Source organism: Parasporobacterium paucivorans DSM 15970 (assembly GCF_900141895.1).
In the GTDB taxonomy this organism is placed as follows: domain Bacteria; phylum Bacillota; class Clostridia; order Lachnospirales; family Lachnospiraceae; genus Parasporobacterium; species Parasporobacterium paucivorans.
Map to the genome: position 1 here is coordinate 18,233 of NZ_FQYT01000025.1, position 19,873 is coordinate 38,105.

Below are 19,873 nucleotides of genomic sequence, written 5' to 3' on the forward strand. Positions count from 1 at the left end.
TTGAACAACGGAAAAAAGACGGATACTGTAGTATCGTGGAGGTTGGTTTACCATATTGCTACTCGCATGTGAAATATTAAAGATTAAATGATTCAAGGGAGGAAAAAATGAAAAAAAAGGTATTGAAACGGTTTACTGCTGCAGCAATAATGGCATTACTGCTGCTGGGAATGTTGTTCAGCAATCTGACAACGACTGATGTATTTGCCCTCGATGGGGTTACGGTACAAACGGGCCAGATGGGCAGTCCATCGCTGGCATCCTATGCCGGAACGGGGGCATCCCTGTCAGATCCTTACCGGATTGCTGTATCTCCCAATGCCTTCACGGCGCCGAGCGGTTTCTGGGGGCCGGAGGTTAACGGGGTGGAGAATGGATGCGGAGTATTTGCCGTATCCTTTGAACAGTACCCCATGGTTTCCGGAAAAACGGCAGGAAACATGATCAGTTCATCCACGTTTGATCTGGGGAACAATGGTACTTCCGTGTGGAACGGAAGCTGGACCTATGCGTTCAGATTCCCAACATGGACAGTATTTGATACCTCAACAGGTGATTTGCGCATGGCATTCCCTTATAAAGGGAATTTCGACCTGTATTGGACGGACTGGGAATATAAATTTGATGCAGCTGGCCAGACGGCCGGGTTGTCAGCAGATAAGCAGATTAAGGCTGGTGATGTCGTCTGCATTACCCACTATGGGAATTATATCCAGGGTCAAAGCTCGAGAGGAACAAATTACACTGTCAATTTTGATGCAGCCATCGATTACACAGGTGGAATCGTGCTGCCTGGCAGCGGCGGAACAGCATCTCCGGTCGTTCCAATGGAAACCCCGCTGGATGCGGTCTATTATGCAGTTGTGGATGAGAATGGGTATGCGTCCTTCTCAGGTGACAACGCAATCCTGTACGGTGGAAACTATCTTGTCCAGAAACTGTCTGTATCTGTAAATGCAGAAAATGACGTCTCCGCAATCGATACAAAAGGCGGGACCTTGGATCTGGATGCAGCTGTTGCTCCTTCCGCTGCATCGCAGTCGGTGACATGGCAGATTGTCAATGGCCAATCCTTGGCATCCATTGATGAAAATGGAATTTTAACCGCGAAGGCGGATGGACAGGTTACCGTGAGGGCTGCTTCGAGTGCGTTTGATGGTGTTTATGGGGATTATGTGATTACGATATCCAACCAGGCGGATAAGGTAACGGTGGCACCATCAGGCACCACTCCGTCAGCAACCGCTTCAACACCGAAGACCGGTGATAATCCAATGACCTTACTGTATGCTGTCCTGGCAGCGGTGGCAGTTGGAATGGGATGCTTTGCTTCCAGGAACATCAGGAGAGGATTCAGATAGGTGGCCAGATTAATTTCCATTATACTATGCGCTTTATTACTGGTTTTCCCAACCCCGGTTTCTGCCTTGGAAGATGGCACCGGGGGCGGTGGAGGACCGGGTGTTCCGCTTTGTTTAGACAGCGTCACACTGGCAGACGGGGCGGAAATGACGGACACAAATACGACATTTGTCCTGCAGTACAGCCATAATGTTGCGGACGCCTCAATACGGTCCAATAACCGGACCGCTATCAGTGTCACGACGATTTCAGGAATACCGGTGCAAGCGGATATAAGTTTTTCGGATACGTTTGCACTGCCCTACAGGCAGCAGGTGTATGTAAAACCTCTCGGAATGGAAATGAATACAACCTATGTGATTACGATCGGGCCGTCATTTATGTCCAGGAATGGTTATGTAACAGGAACGCTGGACACGCTCACATTTACGACGGGGAATAATACGATAACGAAAACATCCACAGTTGTTGAAGCCCCACCCGCTGCAGATACGGGCGGGTCCCAGGACAGCGGGACGGTAGATTCTGCGGGCAATGCCACCGGAAGCAGTGCAAGCGCAGGCCAGACGGGTGAAGCTGCAGAAAATGAATCGGCAAATGAAACATCCATTACTGAAAATGCGACAGGTGAGCCTGCTGCAGATACTGAAAAGACGCAGGAAATGACAGAAACAGTAATTCAAATCACAGGGACAGAAGAAAGCGCCGTTCCTATGGAATCCGCAGAAGAAACAGTACCGGTCAGCCGGACTTCAAATCTGAAGCCCGGTAAGGTGACAGAGGGAAAAAGTGGAGGAATTGCCATTATAATGGTGACGGCTACGGGCCTGGCGCTATACGGCACAGTGACGGCTATCAGGAGGAGAAGATATTGATATGTATGATGTTGCAATTATCGGCGGGGGAATATTGGGCTGTACAATCGCGCGGGAGCTGAGCAGATACCATCTGCATGTAACGGTCCTGGAAAAGGCCTACGACATCGGAGAGGGTGCGACGAAAACCAACAGCGGAGTTTTGGCGGCGGGATTTCACCCCCGTGGAGGAAGCCTCAAGGGTATTTCCTGTGTAAAGGGAAACGATATGTACAGGCAGATTTGCGAGGAACTGGACATACCGGTCCGGTTCATAGGTTCGCTGTATGTCGCCTTTAGCAGGAACGGCACGGAGATGATTGCTCAAAAATATAATAAAGGCATTAAGAATGGAGTACAGAGGATGGAAATAATCGACGGAGATCAGGCCAGATCCATGCAGCCCGGCTTATCCCCAAAGGTTATACAGGCTCTGTACGCACCCACCACGGGAATCATTGACGTATTTGGCCTGATACTGAGAACAGCGCAAAATGCCTCTGAAAACGGAGTGGAATTTCATTTCGACACGGAAGTATCCGACATTATTGATGAGGGTAGGCATTATACGGTCCATACAAACAAAGGCACGGTTCAGGCTGAATATATCGTAAATACTGCCGGCGAAGAAGCTGCATCCATTGAGGGCTTCCTCAGGCCGGCAGATCTTGTCATCCGGCCCAGAAGAGGGCAGTTTTACGTCTTTGACAAACAGACAGATTCTGTTGTCAGGCATGTGATCTACCAAGCGCAGGATATGGATGAGAAGGGCTGCCTGCTGACGCTTTCCATAGATGGAAATCTGATTGCAGGGCCGACCTCCGAAAATGTTTCTTCCTACAAAAGAGTCGAAACTACCAGGGAAGGCCTCGAGCTGATTGAACAAGTGGCCAGGAAAATCATGCCCGGTCTGGATATGGGTAAAGTCATTGCCTCATTTGCAGGAGCCAGGACAAATATAAGCAATGTGGCAAAAGAAGAAAAGGATTTTGTTATCCGAAAGAGCGCCAGGAATATGGTAAGTGCCCTGGGAATCAAGAATCCCGGGCTGACGGGGGCACCCTATCTTGCTCTGAAAGCCGTTGACATTTTGCGGGAAGAAGGTCTCATACTCGAAGCAAAAGCCGGGTTCAACACCCAGGCAGTTTCAGGGAAAAAATTTCTGGACTGCAGTGTGGCGGAGCAAAAGAAACGGATGACAGAAGACCGGAGATATGGAAATGTGATATGCCGCTGCGAGAAAATCACGGAAGGGGATATTCTGCGTGTTCTAAGCGAACCGCTGCCTCCCAGAACCCTCAATGGCATGAAGAAAAGGCTCAGAGCCGGAATGGGAAGGTGCCAGGGAAGCTTCTGTACGCCCAGAATCATTGAGATACTCAGCAGGGAAATGAAAGTCAAGCCGGAAAAAATCCTTAAGAATACCCAGGGAAGCAGTCTGGTAAAGGGGAGGGTCAAGTAATGGAGGTTTTTTCTCATTATGAACTGGTTATTGTAGGGGCAGGGGCGGCCGGGATGGCCGCCGCTGTGTCAGCAGGAAAAAAGGGAATCAAAAAAATACTGATTGTGGATCGCAACGAGCATTCCGGTGGTATATTGAGGCAATGTATCCACGACGGGTTCGGGCTACATCTGCTTCAGGTTTCCATGACCGGACCTGAGTATGCGGAATACTGGCAGGCGAAAATGGGCGGCTGCGGTGCGGAGATTTCCCTTTCCACTACCATACTGGACATCGATTACGAAAAAAAACCATATCGGCTGACGTTTTTGAACGAGGAATATGGATATGGGGTCTGTGAGGCAGACGCAATCATACTGGCATGCGGCTGCCGGGAGCGTACCCTCGGACAGATGCGGATTCCCGGGAGCCGCCCGGCAGGGGTATACACTGCGGGAACTGCCCAGTATATGATGAATGTCAGGAACCTTCTGCCGGGAAGAACGGCTGTGATTCTGGGGTCCGGAGATATAGGGCTTATAATGGCCAGAAGGTTTACGCTGGAAGGAATCAAAGTAAGGCTGATTTTGGGAGAAGCAGCATCTGGTCTGGCCCGGAATCATATACAGTGCGTGAAGGATTTTGGCATTCCCATCCGCTTTGGATATACAGTCCTTTCCATCCACGGATATCGCAGGCTCAAGGGGGTTACCATAGCTCCCCTGGATGCGGGTGGAATGCCTCGTATTGAAGAGAAGGAATATATCCAGTGCGATACACTTCTGGTGGCCGCAGGTCTGATTCCGGAAACGGAATTATGGAGCCTGCCGGATAACCCGCTATCTGAAGTCGGAGGTATATTGACTGACGCAGAAGGCAGAACGTCACAGCCTGGCGTGTTTGCCTGTGGAAATGTGACGAAAATCTTTGATTTGGTGGATAAGGTCAGCCTGGCCGGGGAAAAGGCTGGAATCGCGGCATATGATTACTTGTATGCCAGAAACAAGAATCCTGCGCCGAATCATAAAAATGATGCCTTTTTTGAAAGGAGAGAGCCCACGTATGAAGCATTGGCTGCACTGGGGGAAAATGAAATGATATGCACCCGGTGCCCCCGTGGGTGCATCTTGCACATAGCGAAACACACAGGTAACGGCAGGGGATATGATGTTAGTGGAGAGGGCTGTAAAAAAGGGATGGAAGCCGCACTGGAAGAACTGACTATGCCTAAAAGGATTCTGACAACAACTGTAAAAGTGGAAGAAGGAAGAAGCATACTCATCCCGGTCCGGAGTGAAAATCCAGTCCCAAAAGGGCTGCTCCGAGCGGCGGTAAAAGAATGCAACCGCTGCATTTTAAAGGCTCCGGTAAGCCGGGGGCAGGTGGTCCTAGGAAATGTTGCAGGCAGCGGTGTGGATATGATAGCATCAGGAACGGTTGAAAAGATATGATACAAAAGAAGAATGGAACGTTTTCAATTTTTTTACTGGTATCCACCCCTGTATTTTTTATGATTGCCTCTTTGTTTGTGGGACGTTACCGGGTCTCGGCGTGTGATGTGGTTCAAAGTCTTGTCAGCGCCATTGGGCTAGGAAGGTTTGAACTGTCCAGGGAAGCATTTGCGGTAGTGTCGCAGCTCAGGCTGCCAAGGATTGTAGCAGCGGCCTTCGTTGGAGGTGGACTGGCCGCCAGCGGCACGGCATTTCAAGGAGTTTTTCGAAATCCACTGGTGAACTCCGGACTCCTTGGAGTGAATTCCGGAGCCGGTTTTGGAGCGGCCCTGGCAATTATTCTGTTGGGTGGATATGGATATACCTACGGATTTGCATTCGTTTTTGGTGTTCTGGCTGTTGCGATGAGCTACTGGATAGCCCGGATCTACAAAACCGTCCCGGCGGTCATGCTTATCCTTGGAGGGACGATTGTATCGGCTTTTTTCAGCGCGATGATTACTCTGCTCAAATATATTGCGGATGTTGACACGGAGCTTCCGGCAATAGTCTACTGGCTGATGGGAAGTCTTTCTTCCGTGTCATATGGGGATTTCTGGGCCTTTATCCCGATTGGAGCAGGAATCACGGTTTTAATGCTTTTTGGATGGCGAATCAACGTCATTTCAATGGGGGATAAAGAAGCGAGGTCCATGGGAGTGGATGTCGTTAAATGTAAAATTGGAATTATTTTAGCCGCCACGATGGCTACCGCGGGGGCTGTCTGCCTGTCGGGAGGGGTGGGATGGGTAGGCCTTGTGATTCCCCACATTGGCCGGATGGTCGTCGGGAATGACAACAGGAGGCTTATGCCTGTATCCGTTTCCATCGGAGCATCGTTTATGGTATGCATAGATACGATAAGCCGCAGCGCTACAACTTCAGAAATACCCTTAGGCGTTCTGACGGCTCTTGTAGGAGCACCTTTCTTCGTATTTCTTCTTAAAAAAACAAAAGGAGGCGGATGGAAGGCATGAGAAACCGACACAATAAACCGACGGGTCCTGACATAATCCAGATTGAAAATGCGACATTCCACTATGACGATAAACCCATTTTTAAGGACATTCATCTCGAAACAGCAGCAGGGGAATTGTTCTGTATTATGGGATGCAATGGATGTGGAAAAAGCACCCTTTTGGACTGCATTCTGGGGAATCACATCCTCGGGAGGGGAACAATCCTGGTGTCAGGAAAAGAGGTATCCGGTTACCGGCCGGCCGAATTGGCGAAAAAAATCTCCTATGTCCCGCAGATACATGAAAAGTCATTTCCTTATCTCGTACGGCAGATTGTCCTGATGGGGAGGACAGCCCATTTGGGAGGATATGGGAAACCGGATGAGCTGGATGAGGATATTTCAGAGCAAAGTATGAAGGATGCCGGGATCGCCCACCTGGCAGACCGGCCATACACCCAGATCAGCGGAGGTGAAATGCAGATGGTTGCATTAGCCAGGGCTCTGGCACAGAAAACGCCCATCATCCTGATGGATGAGCCTACGGCCCACCTGGATTTTTTTAATGAGATGCTCTTTTTGGAAAAAACAGTAGGATTGGTAAATACGGGGAACCGCACCATATTGATGGCAACCCATTCGCCCAATCAGGCCTTTTACCTGGAAAACCAGGGGGTAAAGGTGCGGGTCGCCCTGATGCATGAGGGTGCAATCTTTTCTGTTGGATCTCCTGATGAGGTGCTGACAGAAGAGAACCTGGCAAAAGTATATGGGGTCAAAGTCCGGATTCTTAGGGATGAAAACAGGAAACAAATAGTTCCTGTTGGGACCATTTAAAAAACAGACAGGGAGCCGGGAGAATGCGTAAAATACAAAAAATAGCAGTATTTATTTTCGTGATGTTCACATTAATTGTAGTCTGTACGGCATGCAGCGGCCAGTCAGGGGCAGCGTCGGGCAAAGAAACGGACACTTTTATTGACTGCATCGGACGGAAAGTGGAAATCCCCAAAACGATCAGAAAAGTAGCGGCAATCGATGCTTTTACGGGAGAAGCAATGGTGATGATGGGAGCGGGCAGCTATATGGCAGCCTGTCCCGAAGGCGTCCGTTCGGATATGCTTCTTCAGGAAATCTATCCGGAACTGAAAGATGTGGCAGTTGTTCAGTCAGGCGGTTCCATTAATGCGGAGGCATTGCTTGCATTGGATCCGGATGTGGTATTGGTGAAATATGCCCTGTATATGACGGAAGGCGAAGTCGCGAAGCTGGATAAGCTGGGGATTCCATATCTCGTTATCGAATATACGAATATGGAGGAGCAGATTGAAGCACTGAACCTGATCGGGGAAGTGGTTGGAGGCAAGCCCCTGGAAAAAGCAGAAACAATCTGCCGGTATTATGAAGATACCATCCATCTGGTGACGGAAATCAGCGAAAAAATTCCCCAGAAAGAGAAGCTGGCTGTGTATCATTCAATCAATCAGACATTCAGGACGGATGGGGAGGATTCCCTGGGAGCGGACTGGATAAAGGCCGTCGGCTGCAAGGATGTTTCGGCGGACCAGGCCCTGACGTCAGATGGCGGCGGATATTTTGCGAGCCAGGAACAGGTTTTCGTATGGAACCCGGATGTCATTATATGCAATGCAGCCCTGACAAAAAAATATTTTGAAGAGGATGCGGCGTGGCAGGGTCTTCGGGCAGTCTATGAGGGGAATGTCCATAACATACCGGTCGGAGCCACGCGATGGGGGCAGGAAGGAAGTGTGGAAACATTTTTTGGGATGCTCTGGCTCGGTGTCACCGTATATCCTGAGTATTACAGCCAGGTTAATCTGAAAAATGAGGTCGTGACATTTTATCGGGATGTATTAGGGATAGAGTTGGACGATGCTACATATGAAAAAATATTATCAGGTGATGGAATACGGGCTTCCAGCCAGAATGCGGGGAAATAGGATGGTTAAAATACTTGTCTGCGTGGATGACACGGATGATATTTCGAAAAAAACAAGCACCGGAAAAGTGGCAGAGATGATGGCGGGGGAGGTGAAGAAACTGGGAGGAGAAATCGTCCTTGGCATCACCAGGCACCAGCATCTTCTGCATGAATCCATAGCCTACACGTCGCACAACAGCTCCATGTGCTTTGAATCTGCCATTTTAGAAGAGAATCTGGACAGTCTGTGGGAAAATATGTCTGCCATATTAAGAAAAGAAATGGCAGAGACATCAGATCCCGGCCTATGCATGTGCAGGATGGATTCCGTTTCCGCAGTCCACAAGCTGATTGCATTCGGTAAAAGGTCACAGCAGGAAGTCCTGCAGAAAAAAGAGGCCTTCCATTTGGCAGAAGAAACAGATGTCCGCCTGGAAGCATTTAACCGAAGCGGTCTTGGCGTGATTGGTGCCCTGGCAGGAATGGGGCTGCGTTTATCCGGAAACGACGGGACTTTCCGAGGAAAAAACATACAGGGCATCAATCCGGGAATGTTTTTGGTTGGAGACTGCAAGAAAAAACTGGATGTATCCCAGGTCATTACCATGACTGGCCAGTACCTGCCGGATGACCGGGAAGTATATCTGGAAATAAATATGAAACTTATTTACTTCAATCATCAAAAAATGGCAATTGCGGAAGAACAGGAGAATGGCGTTTATAAAATTTGTGATAAGTCAGGTTTGTATAACGCGAACTGGAAACAGCAGGATTGGCGCAGCCCATGCGATATGTTTAGTCTGGATAATGATAAGAATGAATGTTATGGTAATGAGAGGTCGTGCCATAACTGCCAGTTTCGCAGATGGACCCCGAACGGGATAAGCTGCGTTAATTAGTTTCTGCTTTTGTTGACAGTGAAAAATGAGAATGTTATGATTGAATGATAATAAATATAAACAGATAATGGCTTTACCAAAGCCCCTGTCGATTGGTACTTCAGTTACACGGCGATTTTTCCTCATTGTTTGGAAAATTGGGAGGAACGCCGCCATAATGGCCTTTTGCTGGCAAATTAATGCACCTGTTAGTAGTGTTGCGGGGTTTTTAACTGCAGACAAGTCAAGCACCCATGAAAGGAGAAATGAACTATGTTATGGAAATGTACAGTTTGTGGATTTTTACACGAAGGAGATGAGGCGCCGGAGATATGTCCGAAATGTGGGGCTCCCAAGGAAAAGTTTGTAGCATTATCCGAAGAGGCGGCGAAAAAAATCTATGATTCTGACCGCACGAATGATATTCATATGGAGATTATCAAACTTGCAATGGAAATAAAGAATCTGGCTAAAGAAGGAATTGAAATCAATCTGGATCCTCCTTGTGTCGCATTATTCAAACAGGCACATGACGAAGCGTGGGTTATTAAGCAGAGAAGCAAAGCCGAAATCATAGGTCATGTAACCAGAGAAAAATGGTAAAAATGGTAAATCTATCCGGGATCCTTTAACGGTAGAAGTAAAGAGGCCGGCCTCGTATCCTTATGGGATACGAAGCCGGCCTCCTGTGATGGTCAGTTCTTTTTCAATGAGTTTTTTTCTTAGCTTGTCCAAATTATTTTCGTTTTTCATAACGCGACCTCCTCGTATCACGAAAGTATCTTCTTGAGTTTGTTATACCACTTACACAACACGGACAAAAATTGGTCGATTAAGAGGTAGAGTACAAAATAAGAGATGCGTGAAGGAGAAGTATTTTTTTTGTGCATCGACGGATTATTCAATTGTAATAACATTTACAGGGCAATCTTCTTTTGCCTCAATTGCACAGCTTTCTGATTCCTTAGGAATCTCATTCACCAGTACGTTGGCTTTTCCGTCGTCCCCCATTTCAAAGACCTCAGGACAGTCAGATACGCACAATCCACATCCGATGCAGTCTGCTTTTAGGATATAAGCTTTCATTTTACTACCTCCATCAAAAAAATGTCTGCTACATCTTTATTATATTCCCATATCACAGGAACCACAATATAATTTCACCGTTCCATCCTGGCAAGTCTGTTTGAAAATATGAAAAGTCGATCGAATGGAATTAAATAGGCGGATACAATTGATATTATGATAAAATGGGGATACAATTAATCTAGTGAAGAAAATAACTTTAGCGAACGTCGACACTGAGTTTTTTGAACAGATTCTCTGATCTGGAGGAATGAAAATGAAAAAAGCGGCAGGTTGCATGTTATTGTTATTGTGCGCGATTCTTTTGGGTTCATGTAATAGTGGAGATAACTCGGGGACGGATGGGGTCTCCAATGCTACGATGAAGCGCTACCAGGAGCTTGAAATACGCGAATATGAAGGCGTCAGGCTTGATCCATCCGTCGGGCCGCGTGACAATTCAATATCCGGCATCCAGAATGTGGACATCAGTACCTATGAGCTTGCAATAACAGGACTTGTGAAAGAGTCGATTGCGCTTACATACGAAGAAGTACTGGAGCTTCCGTCTTATGAAAAGCTGATAACGCTCCATTGTGTGGAAGGATGGGATGCCACTGTTTTATGGAAAGGGGTCCTGCTTTCGGACCTGATTGAAATGGCGGGAGCCGACAGTGCGGCCAACACGGTTATTTTTCATGCCGTTGACGGGTATACAACTGCGCTGCCGCTTCAGGATGTAATCGACAAAAAAATAATTCTGGCATATTCTTCGAACAGAATTCCGCTGCCTCCCGCTCTGGGATATCCGTTTATCGTGGTTGCAGAAGATAAACCTGGTTACAAATGGGCAAGATGGGTGACGAAAATCGAACTTTCGGATGACCCATATTATCTGGGATACTGGGAAAGCAGAGGTTTTCCTTAAACCAAAGGAGCCCCCGAGGAGGGGGCTTTATTTATACCGAATCGAAATTTTACGTGGTTTTGACTTGGGTATGTGGGGAGTTTGTGATAAAATTGTTAAAGGTATTGTTATAAGGGGGACTTCGATTTATGAAAATGAAAAATACCCGTTTTAATGGGAGACTTATAGTTATTGGCGCAAGCGCTGTCGTTTTGGCGTCTGCCGCCGGCACGGCTTTTGTTTTTACTGACCATACGGATACTTCCGCTGAAACATCCGTTGCACCTGAAGATGGAACTGTGGATAAGGCTGCGCTGCTTACCCGGGAAGATATCGAAAACTATTTATATGAAAAAAATCTGATCAGCATGGCACATGCCCACGAATTGCTGGCTTCCAGGCCGGTTTTGACTCTGAAGGTCTCCTCTGTGGGAAGCCGGGTTTCTGTCAAAATTGTACTGCCTGACGGAAATCTTGCAACAGGCAATCTTTTTGTCATAACGCTTACGGATGAAGCGGGGACTCGAACCGAATATACCAATAATGACATGGATGGGTGGATCATCATCGATAATCTTGAAAAAGGAGATTATGCAGTATCCATGAATGAGATGAAGGATTTCGTCACTCCTGCCTCCCCGACGGTGACTGTTGAAGGTGAGGTAGCGCCTGTGGCAGTAGCGAATATTGAGGAGAAAGTAGTCAGTGAAGCGAAGATCGTTGTAGCCGAAGAAGATGCTGCTTATGGAAACGTGACGACGGCTGAAACGGTACAGGATACTCCTGCCCCTGAAACGACTGCATCTGCACCGACCGAGACGTCTGCCGAAACATCTGTACAGCCGGTTTTTACGGGTTGGCAGACATTCGACGGCAGTACCTATTATTACGATGGAACCGGTAACCGGGTAACCGGCTGGCAGACGATTGGCGGGTTGAAATATTATTTTAATGAGTCTGGGGTGAAATCGTCCAAAGTCGGCGTCGACGTATCGAGATACCAGTATGCAATCGACTGGGCGGCGGTCAAGGCCTCAGGAGTTGATTATGCGATTATACGTCTCGGATACAGAGGATACGGTTCCGGGGCCCTGGTGCTGGATCCGTATTACATCCAAAATATCAGAGGTGCATCAGCCGCCGGCCTGCAAGTGGGAGTCTATTTCTTTTCACAGGCCATTACAGAGACGGAAGCTGTAGAGGAAGCCAGTATGGTGCTGGAGTACATCCGCGGCTACAATATTTCCTGTCCGGTTGCTTTTGATACGGAGTTCGTGAATGATGTTGCGCGGGCAAATAATTTGTCTGCTACTGACAGGACGACCATTGCACTGGCCTTCTGCAGAACCATTGCCAATGCCGGATATACATCTACTGTATATGCAAGCAAAAGTTTTCTATACAACAATCTGGAATTATCCAGACTGTCGGGATATCAGACATGGCTGGCGCATTATGTCAATATGACGGATTACGCCTACGATTATGATATGTGGCAGTATACGTCCAAGGGTTCCATAAACGGAATCAGCACGGGCGTTGATCTGAATGTCTGGTTAAACAATTGACAATCGAAGATTTAAGTTATATTGTTGAAATACAGTTACACGAAACCGAAAACATATGCAAAAAAACCTAAGGAGGAAATTCTATGATATTGGAAGATTACATTGCTCGCATGAACAAAAGTGATTTTGAAGGTATTGGAAATTTGTTTACGGAAGGTTGTCGGTTTAATGACGGAGGCGCAAGAACCATCGGTGTGGATGACCTGGTAGTGAATGGACGGGAAGCCTTGAAAAAGGCATTTCAGGGGGTCTGGGAAGTATATAAGGTTCGGGCTGAAATTGTAAAGCTGAATGCACATTCTATGGAATATGACGTATTTCTGGGAGATGTCAAACTTGAATGTATCGGCTGTGCAACTTTGAAAGACGGTCTTATCGATGAATATATTGTGAGACCCCGCTGATTAGGGCGTTTTATCAGAACAGGAGGGTTTGCATGTTAACAAGAAGAGAGAATCTGCTGGAAACAATCCGGGGAGGAAACCCGGATCGTTTTGTGAAACAGTTTGAACCATTTGCCCTTCAGTGGGCGACACCCCAGGATGTCAGATTTCCTGCTCCCGAGTATGGAAAAGGAATAGCCAGAAACTGCTGGGGAGTCTATTTTTCGTGGCCGGAGGGAACGCCCGGACCGGTGTCGTCACTTGATTCCGAACACCGTCTGATTAAGGATATTTACCACTGGCAGGATTATCTGAAGATGCCGGAAACGGAATTTCCTGAAAGCGAGTGGAAATGGATTATGGAACGGGCGGATAAGGTGGATCGGAACGAGTATTTCGTGACGGCCGCCATATGGCCGGGATTATTTGAAAACTGCCTCCATATGATGGGTATGGAGGAGTTCGTAATCAATATGTATGAAGAACCGGAAATTATCCATGCTATTCTGGATCTCATGACGGAATATGAGGTGCGGATGGCACGTCAGATTTGTAATCACATCCATCCGGATGCAGTTTTCCGCCTGGATGACTGGGGCGGTCAGTCTTCCACGTTCCTCTCCGTGGAGATGTTCCATGAGTTTATCTTTGAGAGGACCAAGAAAATCTACGATACATACCGGGAAAATGGGGTTGAGATTATCGTTCACCATTCCGATTCATATGCAGAGACCCTGGTACCGGAAATGCTGAATATGGGTATCGATATCTGGCAGGGTGCCTTCAACACGAATGATCTTCCCCGCCTCGTCCGTGAGTATAAGGGCAGGCTGACTGTAATGGGCGGCATCAACTCCGGAATCGTTGACAGTCCGGATTGGACACGGGAGAAGGTGGCTGCAGAAGTGGAGAAGATTATAAGGTGGACAGACTCCAGGTATTTCATTCCGAACCTGACTTTTGGGGGAGATGAAAGCACCTATAGAGGAGTGTATGAGGCGGCAGATGCGGAGATTGAAAAAATGGGTAAGGAGTATTTTGCGGAAATCAAATAAGTAGGAGGACGTAAGGATGACCAATAAAACGACGTTCAAATCACTTTGGAGATTCAACCTGATTATGGGCTGTATCCACTGCCTGCAGGGTGTGGTTATGGTGGTGCTCGCGTTATCTATTGACAGGATTTCGGCCTTCAAGATTCCGGTTTTATCCAATTTTCTGAAGTTCGATACCGAAACTATGAGGTTGGTAACGGACACCCGGACTCTGTTTTCGGTGCCATTCGCGGTTTTTGTGTCTGTTTTCCTATTCCTGTCGGCTTTGGCTCATTTTATTATTTGTGCTCCGATATCAAATGATGTCTATAATGCCAGTCTCGTTAAAAGGAGAAATCCTTTCCGCTGGTATGAATACGCCCTCAGTTCATCCCTGATGATTGTTCTGATTGCACTCTTATTCGGGGTGTATGACGTCGGGTCCCTGATTCTGATGTTTGCCCTGAATGCCTGCATGAATCTTTTTGGGCTGCTGATGGAACAGCAGAATCAAAACAGGATGCCGATAAACTGGACTCCATTTGTTTTTGGATCTTTCGCGGGACTGGTTCCCTGGGGCGTTTTGTGCATGTTTGCCTTCGGGAATTCGGATCTTGGCAAGGTGCCTTGGTTTGCATATGCCATTTTTGGGTCTTATTTTGTGTTTTTTAATCTGTTTCCTATCAATATGATTCTCCAATATAAGCAGATAGGAAAATGGAGGGATTATTTATATGGAGAAAGGGTATACATCATACTGAGTCTGGTGGCCAAAACGGTATTAGCCTGGCTGGTATTCTTTGGAGTGATGCAGCCAAATTAAACAAAGGAAAGAGAGCCAATGCGGTTTTTTGCATCAGCTCTCTTTTTTGAAAATTGGATGGAGAAATCTTTATAACTGCTTTATGTTAATTTTCAAATGGGGTGAGTGCCCATTTGAAGCAATTATCTTTTTTGGTGCCGAATGAATTAAATGTAAGTTGTGTGAAAATAAAATATCATTATTAGAAGAATAAGTCAATTTAATTTAAAAATTCACAAATATAATAAAAATATAACAAGATTACCAATAAATTGACGATATATGCAGATGGATTCCAGAAGAGATTTGAAGAGTAAGTGGTATAATATCATGAAAGGATGGCAGAATATGGATCTTAATGATATATTATTAAAGGAGCGTTAGGGGGTTCACACGTTGGGGGGAGCCACACGTTTAGGGGGTCAGACCCCTAAGATGACAGAAGGAGATAATTTCATGATAAGAAAAATTTATAGCAGCAAATTGGGTACAAGTGATATAGGATGGTTAAAAAGCAGGTTTCATTTTTCCTTTGCTGATTATTATAATCCCGAAAATATAAATTTTGGAACGTTAAGGGTCCTCAATGATGACCAGATATTTCCCAATTCGGGGTTTGATATTCATCCGCACAATGAAATGGAAATAATATCTTATGTTGTCGATGGAAAATTGACCCACAGCGATAACATGGGAAATAAGAATGCAATTTCCCGGGGAGATATACAGTACATGAGTGCCGGTACAGGCGTTTGGCATAGCGAATTCAATCGGGGGCAGGAGATCCTGCGGTTTCTCCAGATATGGATTATTCCTGATAAGAAAGGTTATAACCCAAGCTACGGAGATTTCCCTTTTGCATGGGAAAGCAGAAAGAATAGCTGGCTTCATATGGTGTCAGACCCCGAGGGAGGAGCACCAATTAAAATTCATCAGGACTGCAATATTTATTCACTTGAACTCGAAGCCGGCAAAGAAATTCAATTTCCAGTAAATGAGGAGAGGCAGGCTTATCTGGTACAGATTGAAGGATCCTCTGATATTAATGGTATAGATATGACCGAACGGGATGCCATGGAAATTATTGGAGAACCCATTACGATCAAAGCAAGTAAAACGTCACATATACTTCTAATTGAAATGAAGAAGGTATAGACGTTGACAAAAGGTGAGGGGGGGTCAGACCCCCAAGTGAGTGACGGTATGAATATGCAACGTTATTTAGGCAATAAGGGACTTGTTGGTTTTATTGCATTGATGAATATGCTTATCCCTCTTTCAATAGACATGTACCTGCCGGCTTTGCCAGGCATGAATGCTTATTTCGGGAGCAGCTCTGCAATCACGAACCTTACACTTAGTGCATTTTTTCTTTTCTATGCGGTTGGCATCCTGTTTTGGGGACCCCTAAGTGATAAATATGGCCGTAAAAAGATTCTTTTGGTGGGGGGAATAGTGTATCTTCTTAGCAGCATTGCCTGTGCCCTTTCCTTCAATATTTATTTTTTGATTGCTGCCAGAATTTTTCAAGGAATAGGCTCAGGAGGAATTACTTCTGTATCTATTGCCATTATCAAGGATTGCTTTGCAGGAAAAAAGAGGGGGGCCATACTGGCAATTAGTCAGTCTGTCTCGGGACTTGCACCCATGCTGGCTCCTGTAGTGGGAGGCATTATCCTGCGATTTACAAATTGGCAGGGAACTTTTTGGGCTCTGGCGGCAATTGCTGCTATTAATCTGGTGCTGATTTTTCTTTTTGAGGAGACGCTTAAGGAAGAAGACAAATATACCGGAACCGTGATGGGTTCCCTCGGCCGTCTTCTGATAGTGGGCAAAAATAAAAGCTTCATGATACCGGCCGGTATCTTTTCATTGTGTGCGCTGCCGTTTATGGGTTACATTGCTGTATCCTCATATATTTATGTGGATTATTTTGGCCTGAGCGCGCAGGAATACAGTTATTTTTTTGCGGCTAATGCACTCGTGTCCATATGCGGTCCATTTCTGTATGTGAGGGTCTTTATGGTCCTGAATAAAAAGGTTTTTGCTGCATCGATGCTGGGGATTTCTGCCATCAGCGGAATTCTCGTTATGACAATTGGAACGCTAACTCCCATTTTGTTTTGGGCATCCTTTGCTCTGATGTCTCTGTCGGTTTCCATTACCAGACCCTTTAGCACGGCGCTGTTGCTTGATCAACACGTGAGTGATACTGGAGCAGTTTCATCATTGATAAATACAATGTTTACAGTGCTGGGAAGCGTGGGGATGTCGGTCGTTACTTTGATGCCGGGAAATATAATCACAGTCTTGGGAGTATTGATTGCAGTTTTTTCGGTAATCCCTTTCATAGGATGGATTGCATTCATGAAGTCGAGCATTCCTTGTAAGGGAGTATAAACAATGAGGAGTGTCATATGGGTCGGGGTCATAGGGGTCGGGGTCAGACCCCTATCGGCATGACCATACCAGCAAAGGAGGAAATGAATATGAAGATTGCGGTCATTTATTTAACAAAGACGGGACATTCGAGGAAGATAGCTAATGCCATTGCTGGGGAACTGAACATTCATGCAGAAGATATCAGTATGAATCCAGGAATTGCCGATGTGGATATACTTTATATCGTAGGTGGGATTTACGGTGGTAAGAGTGACCCGATTATGATTGAATACATTAAAGGCATTGACAGTACAATGGTAAAAAAAGCAGTCTTGTTAACCTCCTGTGTTAGCAAAAAATTCAAACAGGATGAGGTCAGGGAGATTCTGCGCCGCAAGAATATTGAAGTTAGTTCAGAGGAATTTGTTTGCCAGGGTGGTTTGGGGTTTATTGGACGGAAACATCCCAACAGTTCGGATTTAGAAAATGCCATTGCATTTGTGAAGGGGGGTCAGACCCCATGAGAGAGGATGAATACATAGTGAAACAATATGATTACCTTATTGTTGGCGCAGGCTTATTCGGTGCAGTATTTGCGCATGAAGCATTTAAAAGGGGAAAGAAGTGTCTTGTATTAGACCGCCGGAATCATATTGGCGGAAATATTTACTGTGAAAAGATAGAAGGTACAAATGTACATAAATACGGTGCGCATATTTTTCATACCAGCGATAAGAAAATATGGGATTATGTAAATCAATTTGTTGAGTTTAATCGATATACCAATTCTCCTATAGCAAATTATAAGGGAGAAATTTATAATCTTCCGTTTAATATGAATACTTTTAATAAGTTGTGGGGAGTCGTTACTCCAAAAGAGGCCAAGAGCAAAATTGAAGAACAGAAGGCGGCAGCGGGGATACGTGAACCGAAAAATCTGGAAGAACAGGCTATTTCCCTGGTTGGTACCGACATTTATAAGAAGCTGGTGAAGGAGTATACCGAGAAACAGTGGGGGCGGAAAGCTGTTGATCTGCCGGCCTTCATCATAAGGCGACTTCCTGTTCGGTTTACCTATGACAATAATTATTTTGACGATAAATATCAAGGAATCCCCGTAGGCGGATACAATGTGATTATTGAAAAAATGCTGGAAGGTACCGAGTTAATGCTGAATAAGGATTATTTTTCGGATAAAGAAAATTTCGATAAAATGGCAGAAAAGGTTGTGTTTACGGGCATGATTGATGAATTTTTCGGGCACAGATTCGGAAGGCTTGAGTATAGAAGCCTGCGGTTTGAAGATGAAATTCTTGACAAGGATAATTACCAGGGGAATGCAGTCGTAAATTATACGGATGCGGAAACGCCTTTTACCCGGATTATTGAACACAAGCATTTCGAATTTGGCACCCAGCCAAAGACCGTCATCACCAGGGAGTATCCTGCAGAATGGAAACCGGGGGATGAACCGTATTATCCGGTAAACGATGAAAAAAATATGCATTTATATGAAAAATATAGGGAGCTTGCTGAAAGAGAAAAAAATGTGATATTCGGAGGCAGGCTGGCTGAATACAAATATTACGATATGCATAATGTTATTTCAAAAGCACTGCTTCTGTGGGGGTCAGACCCCATAAAATAAATCAAACATGCCGTAGGTTAAAAAAACCTGCGGCATTATTCTGGTGCGCCTGGCGGCGCACGTTTCTAAAGGGTGAAAGTCCCAAATCCGCCCTAGTAGTGGGAAGGATACAGCCAAGACCAAGGGTGTCCATCGTGAGGTGGAATCTGAAGGAAGGTGGAGGCAAAACTCTGGTCTGACGAACAGAAATCACATGAGGCTATACGTTGAGGATAAGGTTGCCAGACAAACCAAAGTCCAATTACTACTCGGAATCAACTATAGTAAATGTGGCAGATGGATGGAGTGAAAGAAACGTGTGGTACCCAGGGAGATCTCGCCAGCGGATGGAAACAGAGTATGAAATCCGTGAGTAACAACGAATGGCGAGAAGTCAGCAGAAGCCATATTAAACCGATGGTTGCAAAAATCGGCGAAGGGCTGAACTTTAGGAGATACAAGCAATGAAAGTAACTGATAGTAGATTTAAGAACAGACAACTTCATATTGAGGACTATCTGCAAATGGTATCGGCGGAACAGAAAGAGTATGCAGAAGTGTTCGACTACGGGAAGATTACTGAAAAGAGCGGTATCATCACAGACTATTGGACGAACAATCTTTTGGATTTGATTTTACTAAAAGATAACCTTAATAAGGCTTATAAAAGGGTGAAAGCAAACAAGGGCAAAGGTGGAATTGATGGTATGCAGGTGGATGAACTTCTGCCCTTCCTAAGAGAAAATCAAGATACCCTAATCCAAGAGATAAGGAATGGTAAATATAAGCCAAACCCAGTTCGAAGGGTAGAAATACCCAAAGAAACAAAAGGTGAGTTTAGAAAGATAGGAGTTCCAACTGTAGTTGACAGGGTTATTCAACAGGCAATCACACAGGAACTTACACCAATCTATGAGGAACAATTCTCAGAAAACAGTTTTGGTTTTCGACCAAAAAGAGGAGCACACGGTGCCCTCAAGCAGTGCCAAAAGAATGTAAACGATGGCTATGTATATGTGGTGGATATGGACTTGGAAAAGTTCTTTGATACTGTAAGTCAGAGTAAACTGATTGAGGTACTTAGCAGAACCATTAAAGACGGTAGACTGATTTCACTCATCCATAAATATCTGAATGCGGGAGTTATTGCAAACGGAATGTTTGAGAGAACAGAAATAGG

21 protein-coding genes are annotated in these 19,873 nt (G+C 45.7%); 20 read left to right on the forward strand and 1 reads right to left on the reverse strand.

Translation table 11 applies throughout. The annotated features are described in order from the left end of the window. Window positions 1-107 precede the first annotated feature (107 nt). The 9 genes from BUA79_RS10570 (at window position 108) to BUA79_RS13005 (ending at window position 9,528) form a co-directional block, all read left to right on the forward strand. The gene (locus BUA79_RS10570) at window positions 108-1,361 is read left to right on the forward strand and encodes an Ig-like domain-containing protein (protein ID WP_073994396.1); all 1,254 of its coding nucleotides are present in this window, start codon (window positions 108-110) and stop codon (window positions 1,359-1,361) included. After that, the gene (locus BUA79_RS10575; protein WP_073994397.1) at window positions 1,362-2,237 is read left to right on the forward strand and encodes a hypothetical protein; all 876 of its coding nucleotides are present in this window, start codon (window positions 1,362-1,364) and stop codon (window positions 2,235-2,237) included. Window position 2,238: 1 nt separating this feature from the next. Then, window positions 2,239-3,678, forward strand: a complete 1,440-nt coding sequence (locus BUA79_RS10580; RefSeq protein WP_073994398.1) for an NAD(P)/FAD-dependent oxidoreductase — start codon at window positions 2,239-2,241, stop codon at window positions 3,676-3,678. Beyond that, window positions 3,678-5,108: an FAD-dependent oxidoreductase gene (locus BUA79_RS10585; RefSeq protein ID WP_073994399.1), complete on the forward strand. Its 1,431-nt coding sequence runs from the start codon at window positions 3,678-3,680 to the stop codon at window positions 5,106-5,108. Before BUA79_RS10580 ends, BUA79_RS10585 begins: the two co-directional genes overlap by 1 nt. Window positions 5,109-5,167: 59 nt before the next feature. Further along, window positions 5,168-6,124, forward strand: a complete 957-nt coding sequence (locus tag BUA79_RS10590) for a FecCD family ABC transporter permease (protein ID WP_242941690.1) — start codon at window positions 5,168-5,170, stop codon at window positions 6,122-6,124. Further along, a complete protein-coding gene (locus BUA79_RS10595; RefSeq protein ID WP_073994413.1) occupies window positions 6,121-6,942 on the forward strand; it encodes an ABC transporter ATP-binding protein in 822 nt (273 codons plus the stop codon). The genes BUA79_RS10590 and BUA79_RS10595 overlap by 4 nt, the downstream gene beginning before the upstream one ends. A 23-nt stretch (window positions 6,943-6,965) precedes the next feature. Further along, on the forward strand, window positions 6,966-8,066 hold the full coding sequence (locus BUA79_RS10600; protein WP_073994401.1) for an ABC transporter substrate-binding protein: 1,101 nt from the start codon (window positions 6,966-6,968) through the stop codon (window positions 8,064-8,066). Next, window positions 8,008-8,946 (forward strand): hypothetical protein, encoded by a 939-nt coding sequence (locus BUA79_RS10605; protein WP_143147912.1) that lies wholly within the window; start codon window positions 8,008-8,010, stop codon window positions 8,944-8,946. The genes BUA79_RS10600 and BUA79_RS10605 overlap by 59 nt, the downstream gene beginning before the upstream one ends. Before the next feature lie 252 nt (window positions 8,947-9,198). Then, complete coding sequence (locus BUA79_RS13005; RefSeq protein ID WP_073994403.1) at window positions 9,199-9,528, forward strand: rubredoxin-like domain-containing protein; 330 nt, start codon at window positions 9,199-9,201, stop codon at window positions 9,526-9,528. A gap of 294 nt (window positions 9,529-9,822) precedes the next feature. Here BUA79_RS13005 and BUA79_RS10615 read toward each other — a convergent pair whose 3' ends face one another. Further along, a complete protein-coding gene (locus tag BUA79_RS10615; RefSeq protein ID WP_073994404.1) occupies window positions 9,823-10,011 on the reverse strand; it encodes a ferredoxin in 189 nt (62 codons plus the stop codon). A 256-nt stretch (window positions 10,012-10,267) separates the two neighbouring features. Between BUA79_RS10615 and BUA79_RS10620 the strand changes: the two genes are divergently transcribed. The 11 genes from BUA79_RS10620 to BUA79_RS10670 all read left to right on the forward strand — a co-directional run. Then, on the forward strand, window positions 10,268-10,918 hold the full coding sequence (locus tag BUA79_RS10620; RefSeq protein WP_178138595.1) for a molybdopterin-dependent oxidoreductase: 651 nt from the start codon (window positions 10,268-10,270) through the stop codon (window positions 10,916-10,918). A 128-nt stretch (window positions 10,919-11,046) separates the two neighbouring features. Next, entirely contained in the window at window positions 11,047-12,465 is a 1,419-nt protein-coding gene (locus BUA79_RS10625; RefSeq protein WP_073994406.1) for a glycoside hydrolase family 25 protein, read from the forward strand. Between the two features lie 83 nt (window positions 12,466-12,548). After that, window positions 12,549-12,869 (forward strand): nuclear transport factor 2 family protein, encoded by a 321-nt coding sequence (locus tag BUA79_RS10630; RefSeq protein WP_073994407.1) that lies wholly within the window; start codon window positions 12,549-12,551, stop codon window positions 12,867-12,869. Window positions 12,870-12,901: 32 nt separating this feature from the next. Next, the gene (locus BUA79_RS10635; RefSeq protein WP_073994408.1) at window positions 12,902-13,903 is read left to right on the forward strand and encodes a uroporphyrinogen decarboxylase family protein; all 1,002 of its coding nucleotides are present in this window, start codon (window positions 12,902-12,904) and stop codon (window positions 13,901-13,903) included. 16 nt (window positions 13,904-13,919) lie between these two features. Beyond that, window positions 13,920-14,705, forward strand: coding sequence for a heliorhodopsin HeR (gene heR / locus BUA79_RS10640; RefSeq protein WP_073994409.1), 786 nt, complete (start codon window positions 13,920-13,922; stop codon window positions 14,703-14,705). Window positions 14,706-15,140: 435 nt separating this feature from the next. Beyond that, entirely contained in the window at window positions 15,141-15,839 is a 699-nt protein-coding gene (locus BUA79_RS10645) for a pirin family protein (RefSeq protein WP_073994414.1), read from the forward strand. Between the two features lie 54 nt (window positions 15,840-15,893). Further along, window positions 15,894-17,084 carry a Bcr/CflA family efflux MFS transporter gene (locus tag BUA79_RS10650; RefSeq protein ID WP_242941691.1) on the forward strand — a complete coding sequence of 397 codons (1,191 nt, stop codon included), beginning with the start codon at window positions 15,894-15,896 and terminating at the stop codon, window positions 17,082-17,084. 89 nt (window positions 17,085-17,173) lie between these two features. Next, on the forward strand, window positions 17,174-17,590 hold the full coding sequence (locus tag BUA79_RS10655) for a flavodoxin domain-containing protein (protein WP_073994411.1): 417 nt from the start codon (window positions 17,174-17,176) through the stop codon (window positions 17,588-17,590). Further along, entirely contained in the window at window positions 17,587-18,714 is a 1,128-nt protein-coding gene (gene glf, locus BUA79_RS10660; RefSeq protein ID WP_073994412.1) for a UDP-galactopyranose mutase, read from the forward strand. Before BUA79_RS10655 ends, glf begins: the two co-directional genes overlap by 4 nt. 285 nt (window positions 18,715-18,999) lie before the next feature. Continuing rightward, on the forward strand, window positions 19,000-19,161 hold the full coding sequence (locus BUA79_RS12610; protein WP_178138563.1) for a hypothetical protein: 162 nt from the start codon (window positions 19,000-19,002) through the stop codon (window positions 19,159-19,161). Beyond that, window positions 19,158-19,873: reverse transcriptase domain-containing protein (locus BUA79_RS10670; RefSeq protein ID WP_242941668.1), on the forward strand; the 716-nt coding region annotated here is incomplete at its 3' end. The genes BUA79_RS12610 and BUA79_RS10670, both read left to right, overlap by 4 nt.

Bases quoted from the DNA above. Each gene is read 5' to 3' on its own strand.
- BUA79_RS10570 (WP_073994396.1), top strand. From the start codon at position 108: ATGAAAAAAAAGGTATTGAAACGGTTTACTGCTGCAGCAATAATGGCA.
- BUA79_RS10580 (WP_073994398.1), top strand. From the start codon at position 2,239: ATGTATGATGTTGCAATTATCGGCGGGGGAATATTGGGCTGTACAATC.
- BUA79_RS10585 (WP_073994399.1), top strand. From the start codon at position 3,678: ATGGAGGTTTTTTCTCATTATGAACTGGTTATTGTAGGGGCAGGGGCG.
- BUA79_RS10590 (WP_242941690.1), top strand. From the start codon at position 5,168: ATGATTGCCTCTTTGTTTGTGGGACGTTACCGGGTCTCGGCGTGTGAT.
- BUA79_RS10595 (WP_073994413.1), top strand. From the start codon at position 6,121: ATGAGAAACCGACACAATAAACCGACGGGTCCTGACATAATCCAGATT.
- BUA79_RS10600 (WP_073994401.1), top strand. From the start codon at position 6,966: ATGCGTAAAATACAAAAAATAGCAGTATTTATTTTCGTGATGTTCACA.
- BUA79_RS10605 (WP_143147912.1), top strand. From the start codon at position 8,008: ATGAAAAAATATTATCAGGTGATGGAATACGGGCTTCCAGCCAGAATG.
- BUA79_RS13005 (WP_073994403.1), top strand. From the start codon at position 9,199: ATGTTATGGAAATGTACAGTTTGTGGATTTTTACACGAAGGAGATGAG.
- BUA79_RS10615 (WP_073994404.1), bottom strand. From the start codon at position 10,011: ATGAAAGCTTATATCCTAAAAGCAGACTGCATCGGATGTGGATTGTGC.
- BUA79_RS10620 (WP_178138595.1), top strand. From the start codon at position 10,268: ATGAAAAAAGCGGCAGGTTGCATGTTATTGTTATTGTGCGCGATTCTT.
- BUA79_RS10625 (WP_073994406.1), top strand. From the start codon at position 11,047: ATGAAAATGAAAAATACCCGTTTTAATGGGAGACTTATAGTTATTGGC.
- BUA79_RS10630 (WP_073994407.1), top strand. From the start codon at position 12,549: ATGATATTGGAAGATTACATTGCTCGCATGAACAAAAGTGATTTTGAA.
- BUA79_RS10635 (WP_073994408.1), top strand. From the start codon at position 12,902: ATGTTAACAAGAAGAGAGAATCTGCTGGAAACAATCCGGGGAGGAAAC.
- heR (WP_073994409.1), top strand. From the start codon at position 13,920: ATGACCAATAAAACGACGTTCAAATCACTTTGGAGATTCAACCTGATT.
- BUA79_RS10645 (WP_073994414.1), top strand. From the start codon at position 15,141: ATGATAAGAAAAATTTATAGCAGCAAATTGGGTACAAGTGATATAGGA.
- BUA79_RS10650 (WP_242941691.1), top strand. From the start codon at position 15,894: ATGCAACGTTATTTAGGCAATAAGGGACTTGTTGGTTTTATTGCATTG.
- BUA79_RS10655 (WP_073994411.1), top strand. From the start codon at position 17,174: ATGAAGATTGCGGTCATTTATTTAACAAAGACGGGACATTCGAGGAAG.
- glf (WP_073994412.1), top strand. From the start codon at position 17,587: ATGAGAGAGGATGAATACATAGTGAAACAATATGATTACCTTATTGTT.